This window comes from Pseudomonas kitaguniensis (assembly GCF_009296165.1).
GTDB classification, from domain to species: domain Bacteria; phylum Pseudomonadota; class Gammaproteobacteria; order Pseudomonadales; family Pseudomonadaceae; genus Aquipseudomonas; species Aquipseudomonas kitaguniensis.
This window is the reverse complement of record NZ_VUAZ01000073.1, coordinates 15376-31542: the sequence shown is the minus strand read 5'-3', so window position 1 is coordinate 31542 and position 16167 is coordinate 15376. Positions and strand designations below refer to the sequence as shown.

At 60.1% G+C, this 16167-nt stretch carries 15 protein-coding genes and 1 pseudogene; 10 read left to right on the top strand and 6 right to left on the bottom strand.

Translation table 11 applies throughout. From position 1 onward, the window contains the following. Positions 1-268 precede the first annotated feature (268 nt). Together F0169_RS13525 and F0169_RS13520 are read left to right on the top strand one after the other, a co-directional pair. Positions 269-697: a hypothetical protein gene (locus F0169_RS13525; RefSeq protein ID WP_058413880.1), complete on the top strand. Its 429-nt coding sequence runs from the start codon at positions 269-271 to the stop codon at positions 695-697. Continuing rightward, positions 694-1134: a DUF2442 domain-containing protein gene (locus F0169_RS13520; protein WP_058413881.1), complete on the top strand. Its 441-nt coding sequence runs from the start codon at positions 694-696 to the stop codon at positions 1132-1134. The genes F0169_RS13525 and F0169_RS13520 overlap by 4 nt, the downstream gene beginning before the upstream one ends. A 6-nt stretch (positions 1135-1140) precedes the next feature. Here F0169_RS13520 and trmA read toward each other — a convergent pair whose 3' ends face one another. Together trmA and F0169_RS13510 are read right to left on the bottom strand one after the other, a co-directional pair. Then, entirely contained in the window at positions 1141-2220 is a 1080-nt protein-coding gene (gene trmA, locus F0169_RS13515) for a tRNA (uridine(54)-C5)-methyltransferase TrmA (protein WP_099235022.1), read from the bottom strand. Next, entirely contained in the window at positions 2217-3512 is a 1296-nt protein-coding gene (locus F0169_RS13510) for an NCS2 family permease (RefSeq protein WP_058413883.1), read from the bottom strand. The genes trmA and F0169_RS13510 overlap by 4 nt, the downstream gene beginning before the upstream one ends. A gap of 210 nt (positions 3513-3722) precedes the next feature. Between F0169_RS13510 and F0169_RS13505 the strand changes: the two genes are divergently transcribed. The 4 genes from F0169_RS13505 to F0169_RS13490 all read left to right on the top strand — a co-directional run bounded on the left by F0169_RS13505 (position 3723) and on the right by F0169_RS13490 (position 7953). Next, on the top strand, positions 3723-4166 hold the full coding sequence (locus F0169_RS13505) for a DUF4879 domain-containing protein (RefSeq protein WP_058413889.1): 444 nt from the start codon (positions 3723-3725) through the stop codon (positions 4164-4166). 96 nt (positions 4167-4262) lie between these two features. Continuing rightward, positions 4263-4787, top strand: coding sequence for a (2Fe-2S)-binding protein (locus F0169_RS13500; RefSeq protein ID WP_058413884.1), 525 nt, complete (start codon positions 4263-4265; stop codon positions 4785-4787). Then, the gene (locus tag F0169_RS13495; protein WP_058413885.1) at positions 4784-5773 is read left to right on the top strand and encodes an FAD binding domain-containing protein; all 990 of its coding nucleotides are present in this window, start codon (positions 4784-4786) and stop codon (positions 5771-5773) included. Before F0169_RS13500 ends, F0169_RS13495 begins: the two co-directional genes overlap by 4 nt. Beyond that, on the top strand, positions 5770-7953 hold the full coding sequence (locus F0169_RS13490) for a xanthine dehydrogenase family protein molybdopterin-binding subunit (protein ID WP_152746811.1): 2184 nt from the start codon (positions 5770-5772) through the stop codon (positions 7951-7953). Before F0169_RS13495 ends, F0169_RS13490 begins: the two co-directional genes overlap by 4 nt. A gap of 185 nt (positions 7954-8138) precedes the next feature. Here F0169_RS13490 and F0169_RS13485 read toward each other — a convergent pair. Then, a pseudogene (locus tag F0169_RS13485) lies at positions 8139-9295 on the bottom strand (MFS transporter). 418 nt (positions 9296-9713) lie between these two features. Between F0169_RS13485 and F0169_RS13480 the strand changes: the two are divergent. The 3 genes from F0169_RS13480 to F0169_RS13470 are packed head-to-tail and all read left to right on the top strand — an operon-like array spanning position 9714 to position 12342. Further along, positions 9714-11153, top strand: a complete 1440-nt coding sequence (locus tag F0169_RS13480) for a cytochrome ubiquinol oxidase subunit I (RefSeq protein WP_152746810.1) — start codon at positions 9714-9716, stop codon at positions 11151-11153. Position 11154: 1 nt separating this feature from the next. Beyond that, complete coding sequence (cydB, locus tag F0169_RS13475; RefSeq protein WP_058415051.1) at positions 11155-12162, top strand: cytochrome d ubiquinol oxidase subunit II; 1008 nt, start codon at positions 11155-11157, stop codon at positions 12160-12162. Between the two features lie 12 nt (positions 12163-12174). Next, complete coding sequence (locus F0169_RS13470) at positions 12175-12342, top strand: DUF2474 domain-containing protein (RefSeq protein WP_082649093.1); 168 nt, start codon at positions 12175-12177, stop codon at positions 12340-12342. Positions 12343-12409: 67 nt separating this feature from the next. Here F0169_RS13470 and F0169_RS13465 read toward each other — a convergent pair whose 3' ends face one another. After that, positions 12410-13534: a methyltransferase gene (locus F0169_RS13465; RefSeq protein WP_152746809.1), complete on the bottom strand. Its 1125-nt coding sequence runs from the start codon at positions 13532-13534 to the stop codon at positions 12410-12412. 169 nt (positions 13535-13703) lie between these two features. Then, complete coding sequence (locus F0169_RS13460; protein ID WP_152746808.1) at positions 13704-14414, bottom strand: helix-turn-helix transcriptional regulator; 711 nt, start codon at positions 14412-14414, stop codon at positions 13704-13706. Positions 14415-14839: 425 nt separating this feature from the next. On the opposite strand from F0169_RS13460, the gene F0169_RS13455 reads away from it, so the two are divergent. After that, entirely contained in the window at positions 14840-15616 is a 777-nt protein-coding gene (locus F0169_RS13455; protein ID WP_152746807.1) for a ferredoxin--NADP reductase, read from the top strand. A gap of 48 nt (positions 15617-15664) precedes the next feature. Here the strand turns inward: F0169_RS13455 and mscL are convergent, their stop codons facing one another. Beyond that, positions 15665-16081, bottom strand: a complete 417-nt coding sequence (gene mscL / locus F0169_RS13450) for a large-conductance mechanosensitive channel protein MscL (protein ID WP_058415055.1) — start codon at positions 16079-16081, stop codon at positions 15665-15667. Positions 16082-16167: the final 86 nt, after the last annotated feature.

Sequence of the window (16167 nt, the reverse complement as noted above, 5' to 3'; positions counted from 1 at the left end):
CTTATTGTTCGTTGTGCAAATAAAATGTACCAGATGGTTAATTGGGTCAATCAGTCGCTCAAGATTGATGCTGCATGTGTTCGATTATCGAACGTTTAATCAATCACAGGCGTTTCTCGCAGCGTCGGCATGAGTGGTTACAAGACCAGATTCTCCGTCGCGCCCTGCGTGACTACCCTGTGAACCAGTGCTCGGATAAAGGCGCCGGTTGTCGGGTGATACATGAAAATTGTTACCTGACCGAAAATAACCTAACGGATGGGTTAATATGAAAGTAGGTGCTTACAAAGGATGTGTGATTTCGGTATTTCTCAGGGATGAGCATTGCCCGCCCCACGTACATGTCAGGGGCAAGGAATGGGATGCGCGCTTTGGTTTCAGTTTTCTGGATGGGCGAGTGCAGTTGTGGGACGTAGACCCTGAACGCAGGCGACCGCCGACAGCGGTGCTCGAGGGCGTACGCAAGGCGCTGCTGCAGCCGCACTACTTGGCGCGTGCCCGCAGGATCTGGTGGGAGAAGCTGCAAACGGTTTGCCTGGAGAATCATTCCTGGGATTGGGAAAACGCAGAAGTTTTGCCTGGGCTGATCATTCAGCGCGGTGTTTATGTGATCGCGCGGGCCCGCCACGATGTGGTGGGGCAGAAAACAATTTTGAATCTGGTCAGGGCGCCGGGTTCTGTGGAGATCGACTTATGAAACAGATCGTAAAGGCCAACGTTTTACCCGATGTACCGCTCACCGAGGCCGACGTCGACAAGGCAATCGACCGTGGGCGCAAATTGAAGCGTTTGTACGCCAACGCCAGCAATGTGCGTCATGAGGACAACTGCATCTCCATTGGCTTCAGCGACGGCAGCCGCATCATGCTGCCGGTGGCGGGGCTACCGGAGTTCGAAGGCTTTTCCCAGGAGGATTTTCAGCAGTTGGAGGTGGGTTTTGGCGGCAAGGCGCTGTGCTGTGAAGCGCGCGATCTGGATGTTTCGATTACCGGGCTGATCGCCACAAGCCAGCCCTTGATGGAATTGGCCGCAAGCCTGGTCGCATCGCGCAATGGGCGTAAAAGCAGCGCGGCCAAAACCGCCGCCGCCCGCGCCAATGGCAAGAAGGGCGGGCGGCCACGCAAGGAAACGTAAGAACGCTTATCGGCGGGTTAACAGCACGCCCGATTCCATGTGGTGCGTCCACGGGAACTGGTCAAACATCGCGCATTGGGTAATGCGGTGCGTGTCATGCAGTTGCGCAATGTTCGCCGCCAGCGTTTCCGGGTTGCAGGAGATGTACAGGATAGTGTCGAAGCGCCGGGTCAGCTCGCAGGTGTCCGGGTCCATGCCGGCACGTGGCGGGTCGACGAACACGCTGCCGAATTCGTAGCTTTTCAGGTCGATGCCGTGCAGGCGACGGAACGGGCGTACTTCGTTGAGCGCTTCGGTGAGTTCCTCGGCGGAGAGGCGCACCAGGGTGACGTTACCCACCGCGTTTTCATCCAGGTTACTCAAGGCCGCATTCACCGACGTCTTGCTGATTTCGGTGGCGAGCACTTTGCGCACGCGCGTGGCCAACGGCAGGGTGAAGTTGCCGTTGCCGCAGTACAGCTCAAGCAAATCATCCGTGCGATCGCCCAAGGCTGCGTACGCCCAGTTGAGCATCTTCTGGTTCACCGTGCCGTTGGGCTGGGTAAACGCGCCTTCGGGTTGGCGATAGCTGAACGTGCGGCCGCCGACCTCGAGTTTTTCCACCACGTAATCATGGCCGATTACATCGCGTTTGCCCTTGGAACGGCCGATGATGCTCACGTTCAACTGCGCGGCCAGGGCGTTCGCAGCGGTGTGCCAATGCTCGTCCAGCGGGCGGTGATAACACAGGGTGATCATCGCGTCGCCGGCCAGGGTGGTCAGGAACTCCACTTGGAACAGCTTGTGGCTCAGGGCGGCGCTGGCTTGCCAGGCGGCCTTGAGTTGCGGCATCAACTGGTTGATGCGCGCGCTGGCGATGGGGAATTCTTCGATCAGGATGGGCGTGCGCTTGTCGTCCTGGGAAAACATCGCGTAGTGGCGCTCACCGCCTTCGCGCCACAGGCGAAACTCCGCGCGCAGGCGGAAGTTCTGCAGCGGCGAATCGAAAACCTCTGGCTCTGGCGCGTCGAACGGTGCCAGCAGGTCACGCAAGCGCGTGACCTTGTCTTGCAGTTGAGCGGTGTAGCGTGCGGCGTCAAAAGTCATGCGTTGAACCAGCCCAGCTTGATCACAAACAGAATCGACAGGATCACCAGTGCCGGGTTCAGCTCACGGTAGCGGCCCGAAAGCAGCTTGATGGCGGTCCAGGCGATGAAACCGAAGGCGATGCCGTTGGCGATGGAGTAAGTGAAGGGCATCGCCAGGGCAGTGATCACCACCGGCGCTGCCACAGTAATGTCATCCCAGTCGATTTCCGCGAGGCCCTGGGTCATCAGCACGGCCACAAACAGCAGCGCTGGCGCGGTAGCGAAAGGCGGAACGCTGGCAGCCAAGGGCGAGAAGAACAGCGCCAGCAAAAACAGAATCGCGACCACGATGGCGGTTAAACCGGTACGGCCACCGGCGCTCACGCCCGCAGCGGATTCGATGTAACTGGTGGTGGTCGACGTACCCAGCAGCGAACCGGCCATGGCGGCGGTGCTGTCGGCGATCAGCGCGCGGCCCATTTTCGGCATGTGGCCGTCTTTGCCCATCAGGCCGGCACGCTTGGCGACGCCGATCAGGGTGCCGGAGTTGTCGAACAGGTCAACGAACAGGAAGGCAAAAATCACGCTGACCAGGCCGATGTCCAGTGCGCCTTTGATGTCCAGCTGCAGGAAGGTCGGCGCCAGCGAAGGTGGCATCGAAGTCACGCCGCCGAACGGGGTGAACCCCAGGGCGATGGACACGATGGTCACTGCCAGAATACCGATCAGCACTGCGCCGCGCACGGCCAGGGCTTCCAGCGCCACGATCAGCACGAAGCCCAGGGTGGCGAGAATCGGTGCGGGTTGTTTCAGGTCGCCCATGCCCACCATGGTGGCCGGGTTGCTGACCACGATACCGGCGTTGTGCAGGGCGATCAGCGCCAGGAACAGGCCGATACCGGCGGCAATCGCCGAGCGCAGGGGCAGGGGGATGCTGTTGATGATCCACTCACGGATGCGGAAGATCGACAGCAGGAAGAACAGCACCGCCGAAATAAACACCGCGCCCAGCGCCACTTGCCACGTGTGGCCCATGTGCAACACCACGGTGTAGGTGAAGAAGGCGTTGAGGCCCATGCCCGGCGCCAGCGCGATCGGGTAGTTGGCGATCAGGCCCATCACGGTCGAACCGATGGCGGCGGCCAGGCAGGTCGCGACAAACACCGCGCCCTTGTCCATACCGGTTTCGCCGAGGATGCTCGGGTTCACGAACAGAATGTAGGCCATGGCCAAAAAGGTCGTGATGCCCGCCAGTATCTCGGTGCGCACGTTGGTGTTGTGTGCCTTTAATTGAAACAGCTTTTCCAGCATGCCGGCTCCCTGTGACGCTATTTTGCGTCGTTATTTGTTGACCTCTAAGTCAAAGCACAAATTGCGCCAAGCGCCTGTGGTTTCAGAGAGGATCGGAAAAAGCGGCGCATCATACCAGCAGCCGAAGGCCAATGGCGCATAGGCTTGGTTTTGTGGGTACACGGCCTTGAGGCATACTGCAGCGACGTTCACCAAGGGGTCGTTCACAGCATGAAAAAAGCCAGCGCTGGCAGTCTAGCTCTGTTCGCCCTGATCGGCCTGGGGCCGGTGGCACCGACGTGGGGCGCGACTGCACCGGCGTTGAGCGAGGTGCGCGTGTTCAAGGTCGAATCGGCGCGTTGCACCGAAACCATCCCCGAGCGGGCGACCAGCACCCAAATGTGCACACACCGTGGGCCTACCAGGGTTTCGGTGATGGAGGTTGGGCTCGGCAACAACCCGATGGGCCGCTTCGACGGCGCGGAGTTGAACGGGCAGCGCACGCCGATATGCCAGGTCGGCACCATCAGCCAGGCATGCAATGGCGCAGGCACGGTGATGGGCTACATCTATGTGTTTGACCTGGATGTCGAAGCCCAAGGCTGGTTCCAATACAGCAACTCCTCGATCAACGGCCCGCAACACACCTTGAAAACCCTGCTCAATATCCGCTGATCAATTCTCTTGAACGCTTAAACCCACGGGAAGTCGTACCCCTGAGACGGCGACTTCCCTGAACGCCGCGGATGTACACCAACCCGTGAGGTGTTTATGAGCGCAACCCCTAATGGCGCGGCGGCCAAACCGTTCGTCAGCCACTCCATACGCCTGACCCTGAATGGCCAGGAACGCCAACTGGATGTGTTGCCCTGGACCACATTGCTCGACCTGTTACGCGAGCAACTGGACTTGGTCGGCAGCAAAAAAGGCTGCGACCATGGCCAATGCGGTGCCTGCACCGTGTTGCGCGACGGCAAACGCGTGAACGCCTGCCTGACCCTCGCCGTGATGTGCGACGGCGCCGAGTTGACCACCGTTGAAGGCCTGGCCAACGGCGACCAGTTGCACCCGATGCAGCAAGCGTTTATCAAACACGACGCCTTCCAGTGCGGCTACTGCACCCCCGGCCAAATTTGCTCCGCCGTTGGCCTGGCCAATGAAGGCCGTGCCCACGACACCGCGCAAATTCAGGAACTGATGAGCGGCAACCTGTGCCGTTGCGGTGCCTACAGCAACATCCGGGATGCCATCGAAGATGCCTTGCCCGCCTGCCGCACGCAGGGAGGCCAGCGATGAACCCTTTCCAGTACAGCAAGCCCGCCGATGTGCACGAGGCCGTGCATTTGAGCAGTGCGGTGTCACGGTTTATTGCGGGCGGCACCAACCTGCTGGACCTGATGAAAGAGAACATCAGCCGCCCCGAACACTTGATCGACATCACCGGCTTGCCGCTGCAAGGGGTTGAGCCCACCGCAGAAGGCGGCGTGATGATCGGCGCCCTGGTGAGCAATGCTGACCTGGCCTGGCACCCGCTGATCGAGGCGCGTTACCCGTTGCTGTCGCAAGCGATCCTGGCGGGCGCCTCGCCACAACTGCGCAATATGGCCAGCACCGGCGGCAATTTGTTGCAGCGCACGCGTTGCTACTACTTCTATGACGCCAGCGTGCCCTGCAACAAGCGCGAACCCGGCACGGGTTGCCCGGCGCGCACCGGCTTGAACCGCATCCATGCAATTCTTGGCGCCAGCGTGCAGTGCGTGGCCACGCACCCTTCAGACATGTGCGTCGCCCTGGCAGCGCTGCAAGCGCGGGTGCACGTGGAGGGCCGTGGTGGCCCGCGCGTTATCGAGTTTGCGGACTTCCATCGCCTGCCCGGTGATGCTCCGCAGCGCGACAACCAATTGGCCGACGACGAGCTGATCACCGCCATCGAACTGCCCGCCGACCAGTTGGCCAGTCACAGCCACTACTTGAAAATTCGCGACCGTGCTTCTTATGCGTTCGCCTTGGTTTCGGTTGCCGCCGCGCTGCAATTGGACGGTGACACTATCGTCGACGCCCGCCTGGCCCTTGGCGGTGTGGCGCATAAACCGTGGCGCGACCGTGCGGTAGAAGCCGCGCTGATCGGGCAGACCGTCAGCCGCGAAACCTTCAGCGCCGCCGCCGACGCCCTGCTGCAAGACGCCGAACCGCTCGAACACAACGCTTTCAAAGTCAAGCTGGCGCGCCGCGCAATTATTCGCGCCCTCAGCGACGCCGCCGTCGCAGGAGAACGTTCATGAGCGCTATCGGTAAACCTCTGGACCGCGTTGACGGTCTGCTCAAGGTCACAGGCCAGGCGCGCTATGCCGGTGAGTTTCCAGACAAAGACTTGCTGCATGGCAGCGTGGTCTCCAGCACCATCGCCAAAGGCCGCGTGCTGCGCATCGACGCCTCCAAGGCGTTAGCGCTGCCGGGCGTGGTGATGGTGCTCGATCACCTCAACCGGCCCAACATTGCCAGCTACGATGACGCGTTCGCCGACGCCGATGCCGCCGACGGCTCGCCGTTTCGGCCGCTGTATAACGACCGCGTGCTCTACAGCGGCCAGCCGCTGGCACTGGTCATCGCCGATAACCTGGAACTGGCGCGGCACGCAGGTTCCTTGGTCGAGATCGAGTACGCAAGCGAAGCCTTTGAAACTGACTTGGTGGCCCTGCAGGAGCACGCTTACCCATCGCCGCAAACGCCGCCTGAGCCGCGCGGCAACTTCCAGGCCGAATGGGCCGCTGCCGCCGTCAGCCTGGATGCGCACTACAGCACGCCCATCGAACACCACAACCCGATGGAACCGCACGCCAGCACCGTGCTGTATCAAGCGGATGGCACCCTGCATATCCACGACAAAACCCAAGGCCCGCAGAACTGCCAGGCCTATGTGCAAAAAGTCTTCGGGCTGGATAAAAGCCAGGTACGCATTTTTGCAGCGTTCGTCGGCGGTGCTTTCGGTTCGGGCCTGCGCCCGCAATACCAACTGCCGTTGGCCGTGATGGCATCGCTTGCGCTCAAGCGTTCGGTGCGTGTCACCCTGACCCGCCAACAGATGTTCACCTTCGGCTACCGCCCACGCACGTTGCAGCGTTTGCAGATGGGCGCCGCCGCCAACGGTCGCCTGCTGGCGTTGGGGCACACCGCAATCGGCCAAACCTCGCGTTTCGAAGACTTCAGCGAGCACGTGGTGGAGTGGAGCGGCATGCTCTACCACTGCGACAATGTGCAGTTAACCTACAAGTTGGTGCCGCTGGATGTGTTCACCCCGCTGGACATGCGCGCACCGGGCGCGGCGTTGGGCGTGATCGGCCTGGAATGCGCCATGGATGAGTTGGCCTGCGCCTTGGGCATGGACCCGGTGCAACTGCGCCTGATCAACTACGCCGAGCGCAACCAGGCCGAAGACAAACCCTGGTCAAGCAAAGCCTTGCGCGAGTGTTACAGCGAAGGTGCCGAGCGTTTCGGCTGGGACCAGCGCAACCCGGAACCGCGCAGCATGCGTGACGGCAACCAGTTGATCGGCTGGGGCATGGCCGGCGGCGTGTGGGAAGCCATGCAAATGAAGGCCAGCGCCAAGGCGCGTATCGATGCGCAAGGCAAACTGACCGTCAGCAGCGCCACCACCGACATCGGCACCGGCACCTACACGGTAATGACGCAAATTGCGGCGCAGGCGAGTGGCGTGGCGATGGCCGACATCAGCTTTTTGCTCGGCGACTCGTCACTGCCAACCGCGCCGTTGCAGGGCGGCTCGTTTACCGTGTCGTCGGTCGGCACGGCCGTGCAGCAAGCGTGCGAAGCCTTGAACGCGAAATTGCTGAGCATTGCCCGAAAGACTTACCCGGTATTCAAAGAGGCAGAAGTGGTACGTTTTGAAGACGGCAAACTGCACACCGGCGACGTCAGTGTGTCACTCGCGCAATTGGTCAAAGACGGCGGTGAGGACGCTCTGCAAGTGCAGGTCGACAGTGAGCCCGACAAGAAACGTGAGGGTTACGCCACGGCCACGCACTCGGCGGTGTTTGTTGAAGTGCGCGTGGATGAAGACCTCGGCACCATCAAGGTCAGCCGGGTGGTCAGCGCAATTGCGGCCGGGCGCGTAGTCAATCCGAAAATGGCGCGCAGCCAGATTCTCGGCGGCGTGGTCTGGGGGATCGGCATGGCGTTGCATGAAGAGACCCAGATTGACCATCAACTGGGCCGCTACATGAACCATAGCCTGGCGGAGTACCACATCCCGGTGAATGCCGACATCGGCGAGATTGACGTGATTTTTGTTGAAGAGCACGACGAAATCGTCAATGCGCTGGGATCCAAAGGTGTGGGTGAGATTGGCATCGTCGGGGTCGCGGCAGCGGTGGCGAATGCGATTTACCACGCCACCGGCAAGCGCGTGCGCGACTTTCCGATCACCCTGGATAAGGTGTTGTAGGGCACTTCTTCCAAATCCTGGAGATGCAACATGTGGGAGGGGGCTTGCTCCCGATAGCGGAGTTTCAGTCGACGCATAAGCTATCTGGTCTATCGCCATCGCGAGCAAGCCCGCTCCCACAGTTTGAGCGTATTCCACAGATGCACTTGGTCCAACTGTGGGAGGGGGCTTGTTGCCAGATTGGCTCAGGCGCCGGGCTTGATCGGTTCTTCCACCGGCACGTGCATGCGGTCGCGGTTGGCCAGCGTCGGGAAGAGTTTTATCCACACCCCGGTCACCACCAGCGTGCCGATGCCGCCCATGACCACGGCGGGCACGGTGCCGAACCAGTGGGCGGTGATGCCAGACTCGAATTCGCCCAATTGGTTGGATGCGCCGATAAACAGGCCGTTGACCGCACTCACCCGGCCGCGCATTTCATCCGGGGTTTCCAGTTGCACAAACGAGGCGCGGATCACCATGCTGATCATGTCTGCGGCGCCCAATACCACCAGCACGGCCATCGAAAACCAGAACGAGGTGGACAGGCCAAACGCGATGGTCGCCACGCCGAACACACCCACGGCGGTAAACATCACCCGGCCGACGTTGCGGTCGACCGAGAAGCGCGCCAGCCACAGCGACATCAACAACGCGCCCACCGCCGGTGCCGAGCGCAGCAGGCCCAGCCCCCACGGGCCGGTCAGCAAAATATCCTTGGCGAACACCGGCAGCAAGGCGGTGGCGCCGCCGAGCAATACGGCAAACAGGTCGAGGGAAATCGCGCCGAGGATGTCCTGGCGGCTGCGAATAAAGCGAATCCCGGCCAGCAACGAATCCATCGTGGCCTTGGCTTTGTTCAGCGGGGTCTGGCGCGCGGGCAGGTTGAGCATCAGCACGCAGGCGATCAAGTACAGCACCACGGTCGGGCCATACACCCACACGCTGCCAAACGCGTACAGCAAACCGCCGAGCGCTGGCGCGACGATCGTCGCCAGTTGTTGCGCTGATTGCGAGCGGCCACCGCGCGCGGAAACAGCGCGGCGGGCACGATACTTGGCAGCAACGCCTGGGTGGTGGGCATTTCAAACGAGCGCGAGGCGCCGAGCAGGAAGGCGAGAATAAAGATCATCTCGCGGGTCACGTTGCCGGTCAGCCCGCCGATGGCCAGCGACAAGGCAATCAGCGCCTGCACGGTCTGGCAGATCGCGGCGACTCTGCGCCGCTCATAGCGATCAGCCACGTGGCCGGTGTGCAGCATGAACAGCACGCGCGGTATGAATTCCACCAGGCCCACCAAACCCAGGTCCAGCACGTTGCCGGTCAGTTGGTAGAGGTTCCAGCCAATGGCCACGGTGAGCATCTGAAAGCCGCTGGCGGTAAAAATACGTGCCAGCCAGAACGCGATGAAAGGGCGGTGGTGACGCAACAGCAACACAGGTTCACTAGGCATCAGGCAGTCAGATCTGAATCGGAAGGAGTAGCGAGATTAGCACCGAGCTGTAACAAATAGTTGCAAGGGTTTAATGCCCGCCAGGCTGAGGCAAGCTGTCACGCGGCAAAAGACCACGCCGTCCTGCAGCCAAAATGGGACTACTCTTTGAACAATGCTTGATCCAGATCAAAACCGGCCGCGGGATTGGTCTGGCGGCCGCAAGGCCAGAATCCCCGCGTGATGGCTAATAAAAGAAACGAATTGAAATTCGCCACACTCCATATCCGTGGGGGCAGTGGGTGCAGGCTCTCGCCGGCAGCCGGTATTACCTGACAGAGGAAGACTTATGTTCGGTTTGGAGGCGCTAGATCTCGCCCGAATTCAATTTGCGTTCACCATCTCGTTCCACATCCTGTTCCCGGCGATCACCATCGGCCTGGCCAGTTACCTCGCGGTGCTGGAAGGTTTGTGGCTCAAGACCCATAACGATACCTACCGTGACCTCTACCATTTCTGGTCGAAGATCTTTGCCGTCAACTTCGGTATGGGTGTGGTCTCAGGCCTGGTCATGGCCTACCAGTTCGGCACCAACTGGAGCCGCTTCTCGGACTTCGCCGGTGCCGTGACCGGGCCGTTGCTGACGTACGAAGTGCTGACGGCCTTCTTCCTTGAGGCAGGGTTCCTCGGGGTCATGCTGTTCGGCTGGAACAAGGTCGGGCGCAAGCTGCACTTCTTTTCCACAGTCATGGTGGCCGTCGGCACATTGATCTCGACCTTCTGGATTCTCGCCTCCAATAGCTGGATGCAGACCCCGCAGGGCTTTGAAATCATTGATGGCCGGGTGATTCCTACCGACTGGCTGGCGGTGATCTTCAACCCGTCGTTCCCCTACCGCTTGATGCACATGGCCACTGCGGCGTTTGTGGCGACGGCGTTCTTCGTCGGTTCGTCGGCGGCCTGGCACTTGTTGCGCGGCAAAGACAGCCCGGCGATTCGCACCATGCTGTCGATGGCGATGTGGATGGCCCTGATCGTCGCGCCTATCCAGGCGGTGATCGGTGACTTCCATGGCCTGAACACCCTTAAGCACCAGCCGGCGAAAATCGCCGCGATTGAGGGCCATTGGGAGAATATCGGCGATGAGCCGACGCCGCTGATCCTGTTCGGCTGGCCCGACATGAAAGCCGAAAAAACCAAATATGCCGTCGAGATTCCGTACCTCGGCAGCCTGATCCTGACCCACTCGCTGGACAAACAGGTGCCGGCGCTCAAGGACTTCCCGCCTGAAGACCGCCCCAACTCGACCATCGTGTTCTGGTCGTTCCGGGTCATGGTCGGCTTGGGCTTCCTGATGATCTTCACCGGTTTGTTCAGCCTGTGGCTGCGCCGTGGCGGCAAAATGTACACCTCAAGACCGTTCCTGTACCTGGCGTTGTGGATGGGGCCATCCGGCTTGATCGCGATTCTGGCCGGTTGGTTCACCACCGAAATCGGCCGTCAGCCGTGGGTGGTCTACGGGCTGATGCGCACGGCGGATGCCTCGTCGGGGCATAGCCTGGTGCAAATGACGATCACCCTGGTGCTGTTCGTGGTGGTGTACTTCGCACTGTTTGGCGCCGGTTTAGGCTACATGATGCGCCTGGTCCGCAAAGGTCCTGTGACCCACGAAAGCACCGAGCCGACCCACGGTGGCCCAGGTCAGAAACGCACCCCGGCGCGGCCATTGTCGGCTGCCGATGATGGCAGCGATGACGGCCACGACCACCTCCAGCACAAGGGGCATTGAGATGGGTATTGATCTTCCGCTGATCTGGGCCGTGATCATCATCTTCGGCATCATGATGTACGTGGTGATGGACGGCTTCGACTTGGGTATCGGCATCCTGTTTCCGTTTATTCCGGGCAAAGTCGACCGTGACGTGATGATGAACACCGTTGCGCCGGTCTGGGACGGTAACGAAACCTGGCTGGTACTCGGTGGCGCGGCGTTGTTCGGCGCGTTCCCGTTGGCCTATTCGGTGGTGCTGTCGGCGCTTTACCTGCCGCTGATTCTGATGCTGATCGGGCTGATCTTTCGCGGCGTGGCCTTCGAGTTCCGCTTCAAGGCCAAGGACGACAAACGTCACCTGTGGGACAAGGCGTTTATCGGTGGCTCAATTGCGGCGACGTTCTTCCAGGGCGTAGCGCTCGGTGCGTTTATCGACGGTATCCCGGTGGTCAATCGTCAGTTCGCCGGGGGCTCGCTCGACTGGGCCACGCCGTTCACGATGTTTTGCGGCGTTGCCTTGGTGGTTGCGTATGCCTTGCTCGGTTGCACCTGGCTGATCATGAAGACCGAAGGCAAGTTGCAAGAGCAGATGCACAATTTGGCGCGGCCGTTGGCCTTTGTGGTGTTGGCGGTGATCGCCATCGTCAGCCTGTGGACGCCGCTCGCGCACCCCGAAATCGCCTCGCGCTGGTTCACCTTGCCGAACTTGTTCTGGTTCCTGCCGGTGCCGATTCTGGTGCTGGTGACCATGTACGGCTTGATCCGCGCGGTGGCGCGCCATGCGCACTACACGCCGTTCTTGCTGACGCTGGTGCTGATCTTTCTCGGCTACAGCGGCCTTGGGATCAGCTTGTGGCCGAATATCATTCCACCGTCAGTCTCGATTTGGGAAGCCGCCGCGCCGCCGCAGAGCCAAGGCTTCATGCTGGTGGGCACGCTGTTTATCATCCCGTTTATCCTGGGTTATACCTTCTGGAGCTACTACGTGTTCCGCGGCAAGGTCACCCACGAAGACGGCTATCACTAGGAGGCGCGTACCATGGCCAGCAAACCTACATTGCACGAGATCGAACAGGCCGAGAAACAGCCGCTGTGGCGGCGCTTGGGGTGGTTGGCGATGATCTGGACCGGCAGCGTGCTGGCCCTGTTTATCGTCGCCAGCCTGATGCGCATGTTCATGAACGCGGCCGGCTTGACCACCCACTGACATCCCAATCCGGGCTTCGCGGCCCGGCTTTTCAGCCCTGCCTCTCGCAAGATTGGCAGGGCTTTTTTTATTTGCGCGCTTTGAGAATCACGAATTTTGGCGTGGCGGCGACTTGCTCGACGCCACGGAACAGCCGCGCCAGCTTGCTGTGATAACCCAAGTGACGGTTGCCGACGATGTAGAGCGCGCCACCGACCACCAGCGCCTCGCGTGCCTGTTGGAACATGCGCCAGGCCAGAAAGTCGCCGACCACTTGCTGCTGATGAAACGGCGGGTTGCACAGCACCACGTCCAGCGATTCTGGCGCCTGGCCAGCCAGGCCATCGTCGGCGCGCACTGACACATCGCGTGCGCCGAGGGCTGCCTGCCAGTTTTGCAGTGCAGACTGCACCGCCATGTACGACTCATCCACCAGCGTGTACTGCGCGTCGGGGTTTTGCAGGGCACTGGCAATCGCCAATACGCCATTGCCGCAGCCCAGGTCTGCCACGCGGGCGCTGCCCAGGTTCGTCGGCAAATGTGGCAGGAAGGCGCGCGTGCCGATGTCCAGCCCTTCGCGGCAGAACACGTTCGCGTGGTTCAGCAACGTAATGGCCGGTGTGTCGAGAGTGTAACGGCTCGGGTAGGGCGAAACTGCAACGGGGCGAGCCTCCACGGTGGCGATCAGCAGCCGGGCTTTTTTGACCGCCAGCGACGCGTGCATCGGGCCGATGTAGCGTTCCAGCAACTCGCCTGCCGCCCGTGGCAAATGCTTGACCATGGCCCCTGCAACCACGTGTGCGCCCGGCGCCAACTGCCCGTGCAGGCGGATCAGTTGTTCTTCGAGCAAGGCCAGGGTTTTCGGCACGCGAATCAGCACCCAATCAAACGGCCCCGCCGGCACGTGGCTGCCAGGCACAAACGGCACCGCATCAAACGCCTTGCCATTGCGTACCAGGTTCGTTTCAAGGCCTTGGGCTGCCAGAAACGAGTCGCCGCTGGACGTAACCTGCAACTGCCCTTGAAGGCTTGCCGCCAGGGCGCCAAAGCTGTCATTAAGCACCAACACGCGGGTTGCAGCGCCGGGCTGCTGCTCGGCCAGGTGGCTGAGCAGGTACTCGTCGGCAGCATCAAAGGCTTGCAGCGGGTCATTGTGTTGCGCGGGCTGACGGATCAGGTCGAGCTGGGCGAAGGGGCTCTCAAGCAGGGGCATGGCGGGGGAGGCTCTGGGTCATCGATGGGTGTTGGCGGGCGTGGGCAGCCGGCGCAACCGACTGAGTGAACGGCGATGCGGCTCCCGCTAGGGGCTGCGTCAACACTCAGAATGGGCTGCAAATGTTACTTTTTTTTCGGAGGGATTACATGCGATGTTTCCAGGCCTGTTAAAACAGCCCTGCTTTGGAGGCACACAGCACGGCGGCGATCTTGTTGCTCACCCCAAGCTTCTTCAGGCAGCTGCTGATATGAAAACCCACGGTGCGCTCTGACAGGCACAGGATCGTGGCGATGTCACAGGCTGTCTTGCCCATGGCCGACCATCTGAGAATTTCTGTTTCTCGCGGGGTCAATTTGCACGGCGCACTGATGTTCGGTGCGTAGGCATATTTTTGTGCCATCACTGCATGCATCGCGTGGCACAGCCACATCACCTGGCCGGCTTTCTCGTACAGCTCTTCAGGGCTGACTTCGCCAGTACGGCGACCCAGCGTCAGCATGCTGAACATTCCCTGGAAGTCATGCACTGCTTGAGTCCAGCCTAAATGCACACCAAATGATTGGGCCAACGACCATAAATTTGGCGTGCTGCTGAAGGCTTTCTCATCCCACACAATAGGCATTACGCTGCGCTTGCAGTGAGCGACGATAGGATCAATTTCAAAAAAGTGTGCTTGCTTATAAAGCGTGTTCCACTCATTTGGATAGTTGTTTAAGTTAATCGGTTTTGTTGGATTAGTCGGTTGCTGGGGGCTCATCGTAAATGAGCAATATTCAAAGCCTAGCTGGTAGGTGTGGTTAATGACCATCTCATAAATAGTGGTGATCTTGTCCTCACCCTCAAGTTTGGGAATTTTTGTGTTGCGCCAGTTGATCATCCGATGCCCTCCATGCATTTGGGTGTGTTGGCCCCTCATGGAGCCTACGGTTCACGGAAATGAGTGTAGGGCATGTACTACATCTTCGTGGGAAAAATGTCTGCGCTCATCCGTGTTGAAGTTTCTTGAGCGTCGGCAGCAATCGGTTTTTTAAAAAAACCAAGTTGAACGTGGAAGAACCTGACTTAGTTCAACGGTGTCCAGCCGCTGATGTTTGGATTTGCTGCACTCATTAATCGTGTGCAGGAAGGTAGGGCATAACTAAATGATTAGTTCAATTTGCCAATGAGTACGAGGGCTACTGTCTTAAAAAACTGACACTTTCACGCTTGTCAGCGCACGCACGGTCAATGCCAGTACAAACCAGCGGTGTTTCCCGGCACGACTTTGAGGGACACTGGGGCACCTGTTGAACGGAGCCCGCCATGACGGCCAGCGCTGAAAAATTTACCCGCCAGACCCTGCTCGACGTGCAGTCACTCACCCCCAGCCTGTTTACCCTGCGTACCACACGCGACCCGGGCTTTCGGTTTACCGCCGGCCAGTTCGTGCGCCTTGGGGTGACCAAGGCGGATGGCAGCACGGTATGGCGTGCCTATTCGATTGTGTCTTCGCCGTTTGACGAGCATCTCGACTTCTTCTCTATCGTGGTGCCGGGTGGCGAATTCACCAGTGAGTTAAGCCGCCTGCAGGTGGGCGACACCTTGATGGTGGAGCGCCAGGCCACGGGATTCCTGACCCTGAATCGCTTTATAGACGGGCGTGACTTGTGGTTGCTGGGCACGGGCACTGGCGTGGCACCGTTCCTGTCGATGCTGCAGGACTTCGAGGTCTGGGAAAAATTCGAGCGCATCATTCTGGTCTATAGCGCGCGCGAATCCAGGGAGCTGGCGTACCAGTCGCTGATCGCGACGCTGAGTGAGCGTGAATACCTGGCCGAGTACGCGCACAAGCTCATCTATATTCCCATCGTCACCCGTGAGGTTCAGCCGGGCGCGCTGAACGGGCGCATTACCACGTTGATCGAGAACGGCGAGCTGGAGCGCGCCGCTGGCGTAGAACTGACCCCGCAACATTCGCGCGTGCTGATTTGCGGCAACCCGCAGATGGTCGATGACACCCGCCAACTGCTCAAGCTTCGCGACATGCAATTGAGCCTCAGCCGGCGCCCTGGCCAAGTGGCGGTGGAAAACTACTGGTAATAAAAAAGGCGCCTGTCACCAGGCGCCTTTTTTCCAAGCCGGTGCTGATTAAAGCGGCTTGTCGTTCTGTGCCTTGAGCAGATCACGGATCTCGCTCAGCAGCACCTCTTGCTTCGTCGGCGTCGGCGGCAAAGTGGGGGCCACGGCCTCTTCGCGCTTCAGGCGGTTGATGGCCTTCACGCCCATGAAGATCGCGAACGCGACGATCAAAAAGTCGACCACGCTCTGGATGAACTTGCCATAGGCCAGCACCACTGCTGGCACATCGCCTTGGGCGGCTTTGAGCGTCACCGCCAAATCACCAAAGTCCACACCGCCGATCAACAGACCGAGCGGTGGCATCACTACGTCGCCTACGAACGAGGAAACAATTTTGCCGAAGGCCGCGCCGATGATGATACCGACGGCCATATCGACCACATTACCTTTGACCGCGAAGGCCTTGAATTCACTGATCACGCCCATAGGTTATTCCTTGTTACAGATGAGTAGAGTGAATGGCAGTGTAAGTCAGTCGCAGAGGGCTTGCCCGACACAACCGTTTACACCGT

Excerpts from the sequence above, each read along its gene's own strand:
- F0169_RS13525 (WP_058413880.1), top strand. The coding sequence starts at position 269 with ATGAAAGTAGGTGCTTACAAAGGATGTGTGATTTCGGTATTTCTCAGG.
- F0169_RS13520 (WP_058413881.1), top strand. The coding sequence starts at position 694 with ATGAAACAGATCGTAAAGGCCAACGTTTTACCCGATGTACCGCTCACC.
- trmA (WP_099235022.1), bottom strand. The coding sequence starts at position 2,220 with ATGACTTTTGACGCCGCACGCTACACCGCTCAACTGCAAGACAAGGTC.
- F0169_RS13510 (WP_058413883.1), bottom strand. The coding sequence starts at position 3,512 with ATGCTGGAAAAGCTGTTTCAATTAAAGGCACACAACACCAACGTGCGC.
- F0169_RS13505 (WP_058413889.1), top strand. The coding sequence starts at position 3,723 with ATGAAAAAAGCCAGCGCTGGCAGTCTAGCTCTGTTCGCCCTGATCGGC.
- F0169_RS13500 (WP_058413884.1), top strand. The coding sequence starts at position 4,263 with ATGAGCGCAACCCCTAATGGCGCGGCGGCCAAACCGTTCGTCAGCCAC.
- F0169_RS13495 (WP_058413885.1), top strand. The coding sequence starts at position 4,784 with ATGAACCCTTTCCAGTACAGCAAGCCCGCCGATGTGCACGAGGCCGTG.
- F0169_RS13490 (WP_152746811.1), top strand. The coding sequence starts at position 5,770 with ATGAGCGCTATCGGTAAACCTCTGGACCGCGTTGACGGTCTGCTCAAG.
- F0169_RS13480 (WP_152746810.1), top strand. The coding sequence starts at position 9,714 with ATGTTCGGTTTGGAGGCGCTAGATCTCGCCCGAATTCAATTTGCGTTC.
- cydB (WP_058415051.1), top strand. The coding sequence starts at position 11,155 with ATGGGTATTGATCTTCCGCTGATCTGGGCCGTGATCATCATCTTCGGC.
- F0169_RS13470 (WP_082649093.1), top strand. The coding sequence starts at position 12,175 with ATGGCCAGCAAACCTACATTGCACGAGATCGAACAGGCCGAGAAACAG.
- F0169_RS13465 (WP_152746809.1), bottom strand. The coding sequence starts at position 13,534 with ATGCCCCTGCTTGAGAGCCCCTTCGCCCAGCTCGACCTGATCCGTCAG.
- F0169_RS13460 (WP_152746808.1), bottom strand. The coding sequence starts at position 14,414 with ATGATCAACTGGCGCAACACAAAAATTCCCAAACTTGAGGGTGAGGAC.
- F0169_RS13455 (WP_152746807.1), top strand. The coding sequence starts at position 14,840 with ATGACGGCCAGCGCTGAAAAATTTACCCGCCAGACCCTGCTCGACGTG.
- mscL (WP_058415055.1), bottom strand. The coding sequence starts at position 16,081 with ATGGGCGTGATCAGTGAATTCAAGGCCTTCGCGGTCAAAGGTAATGTG.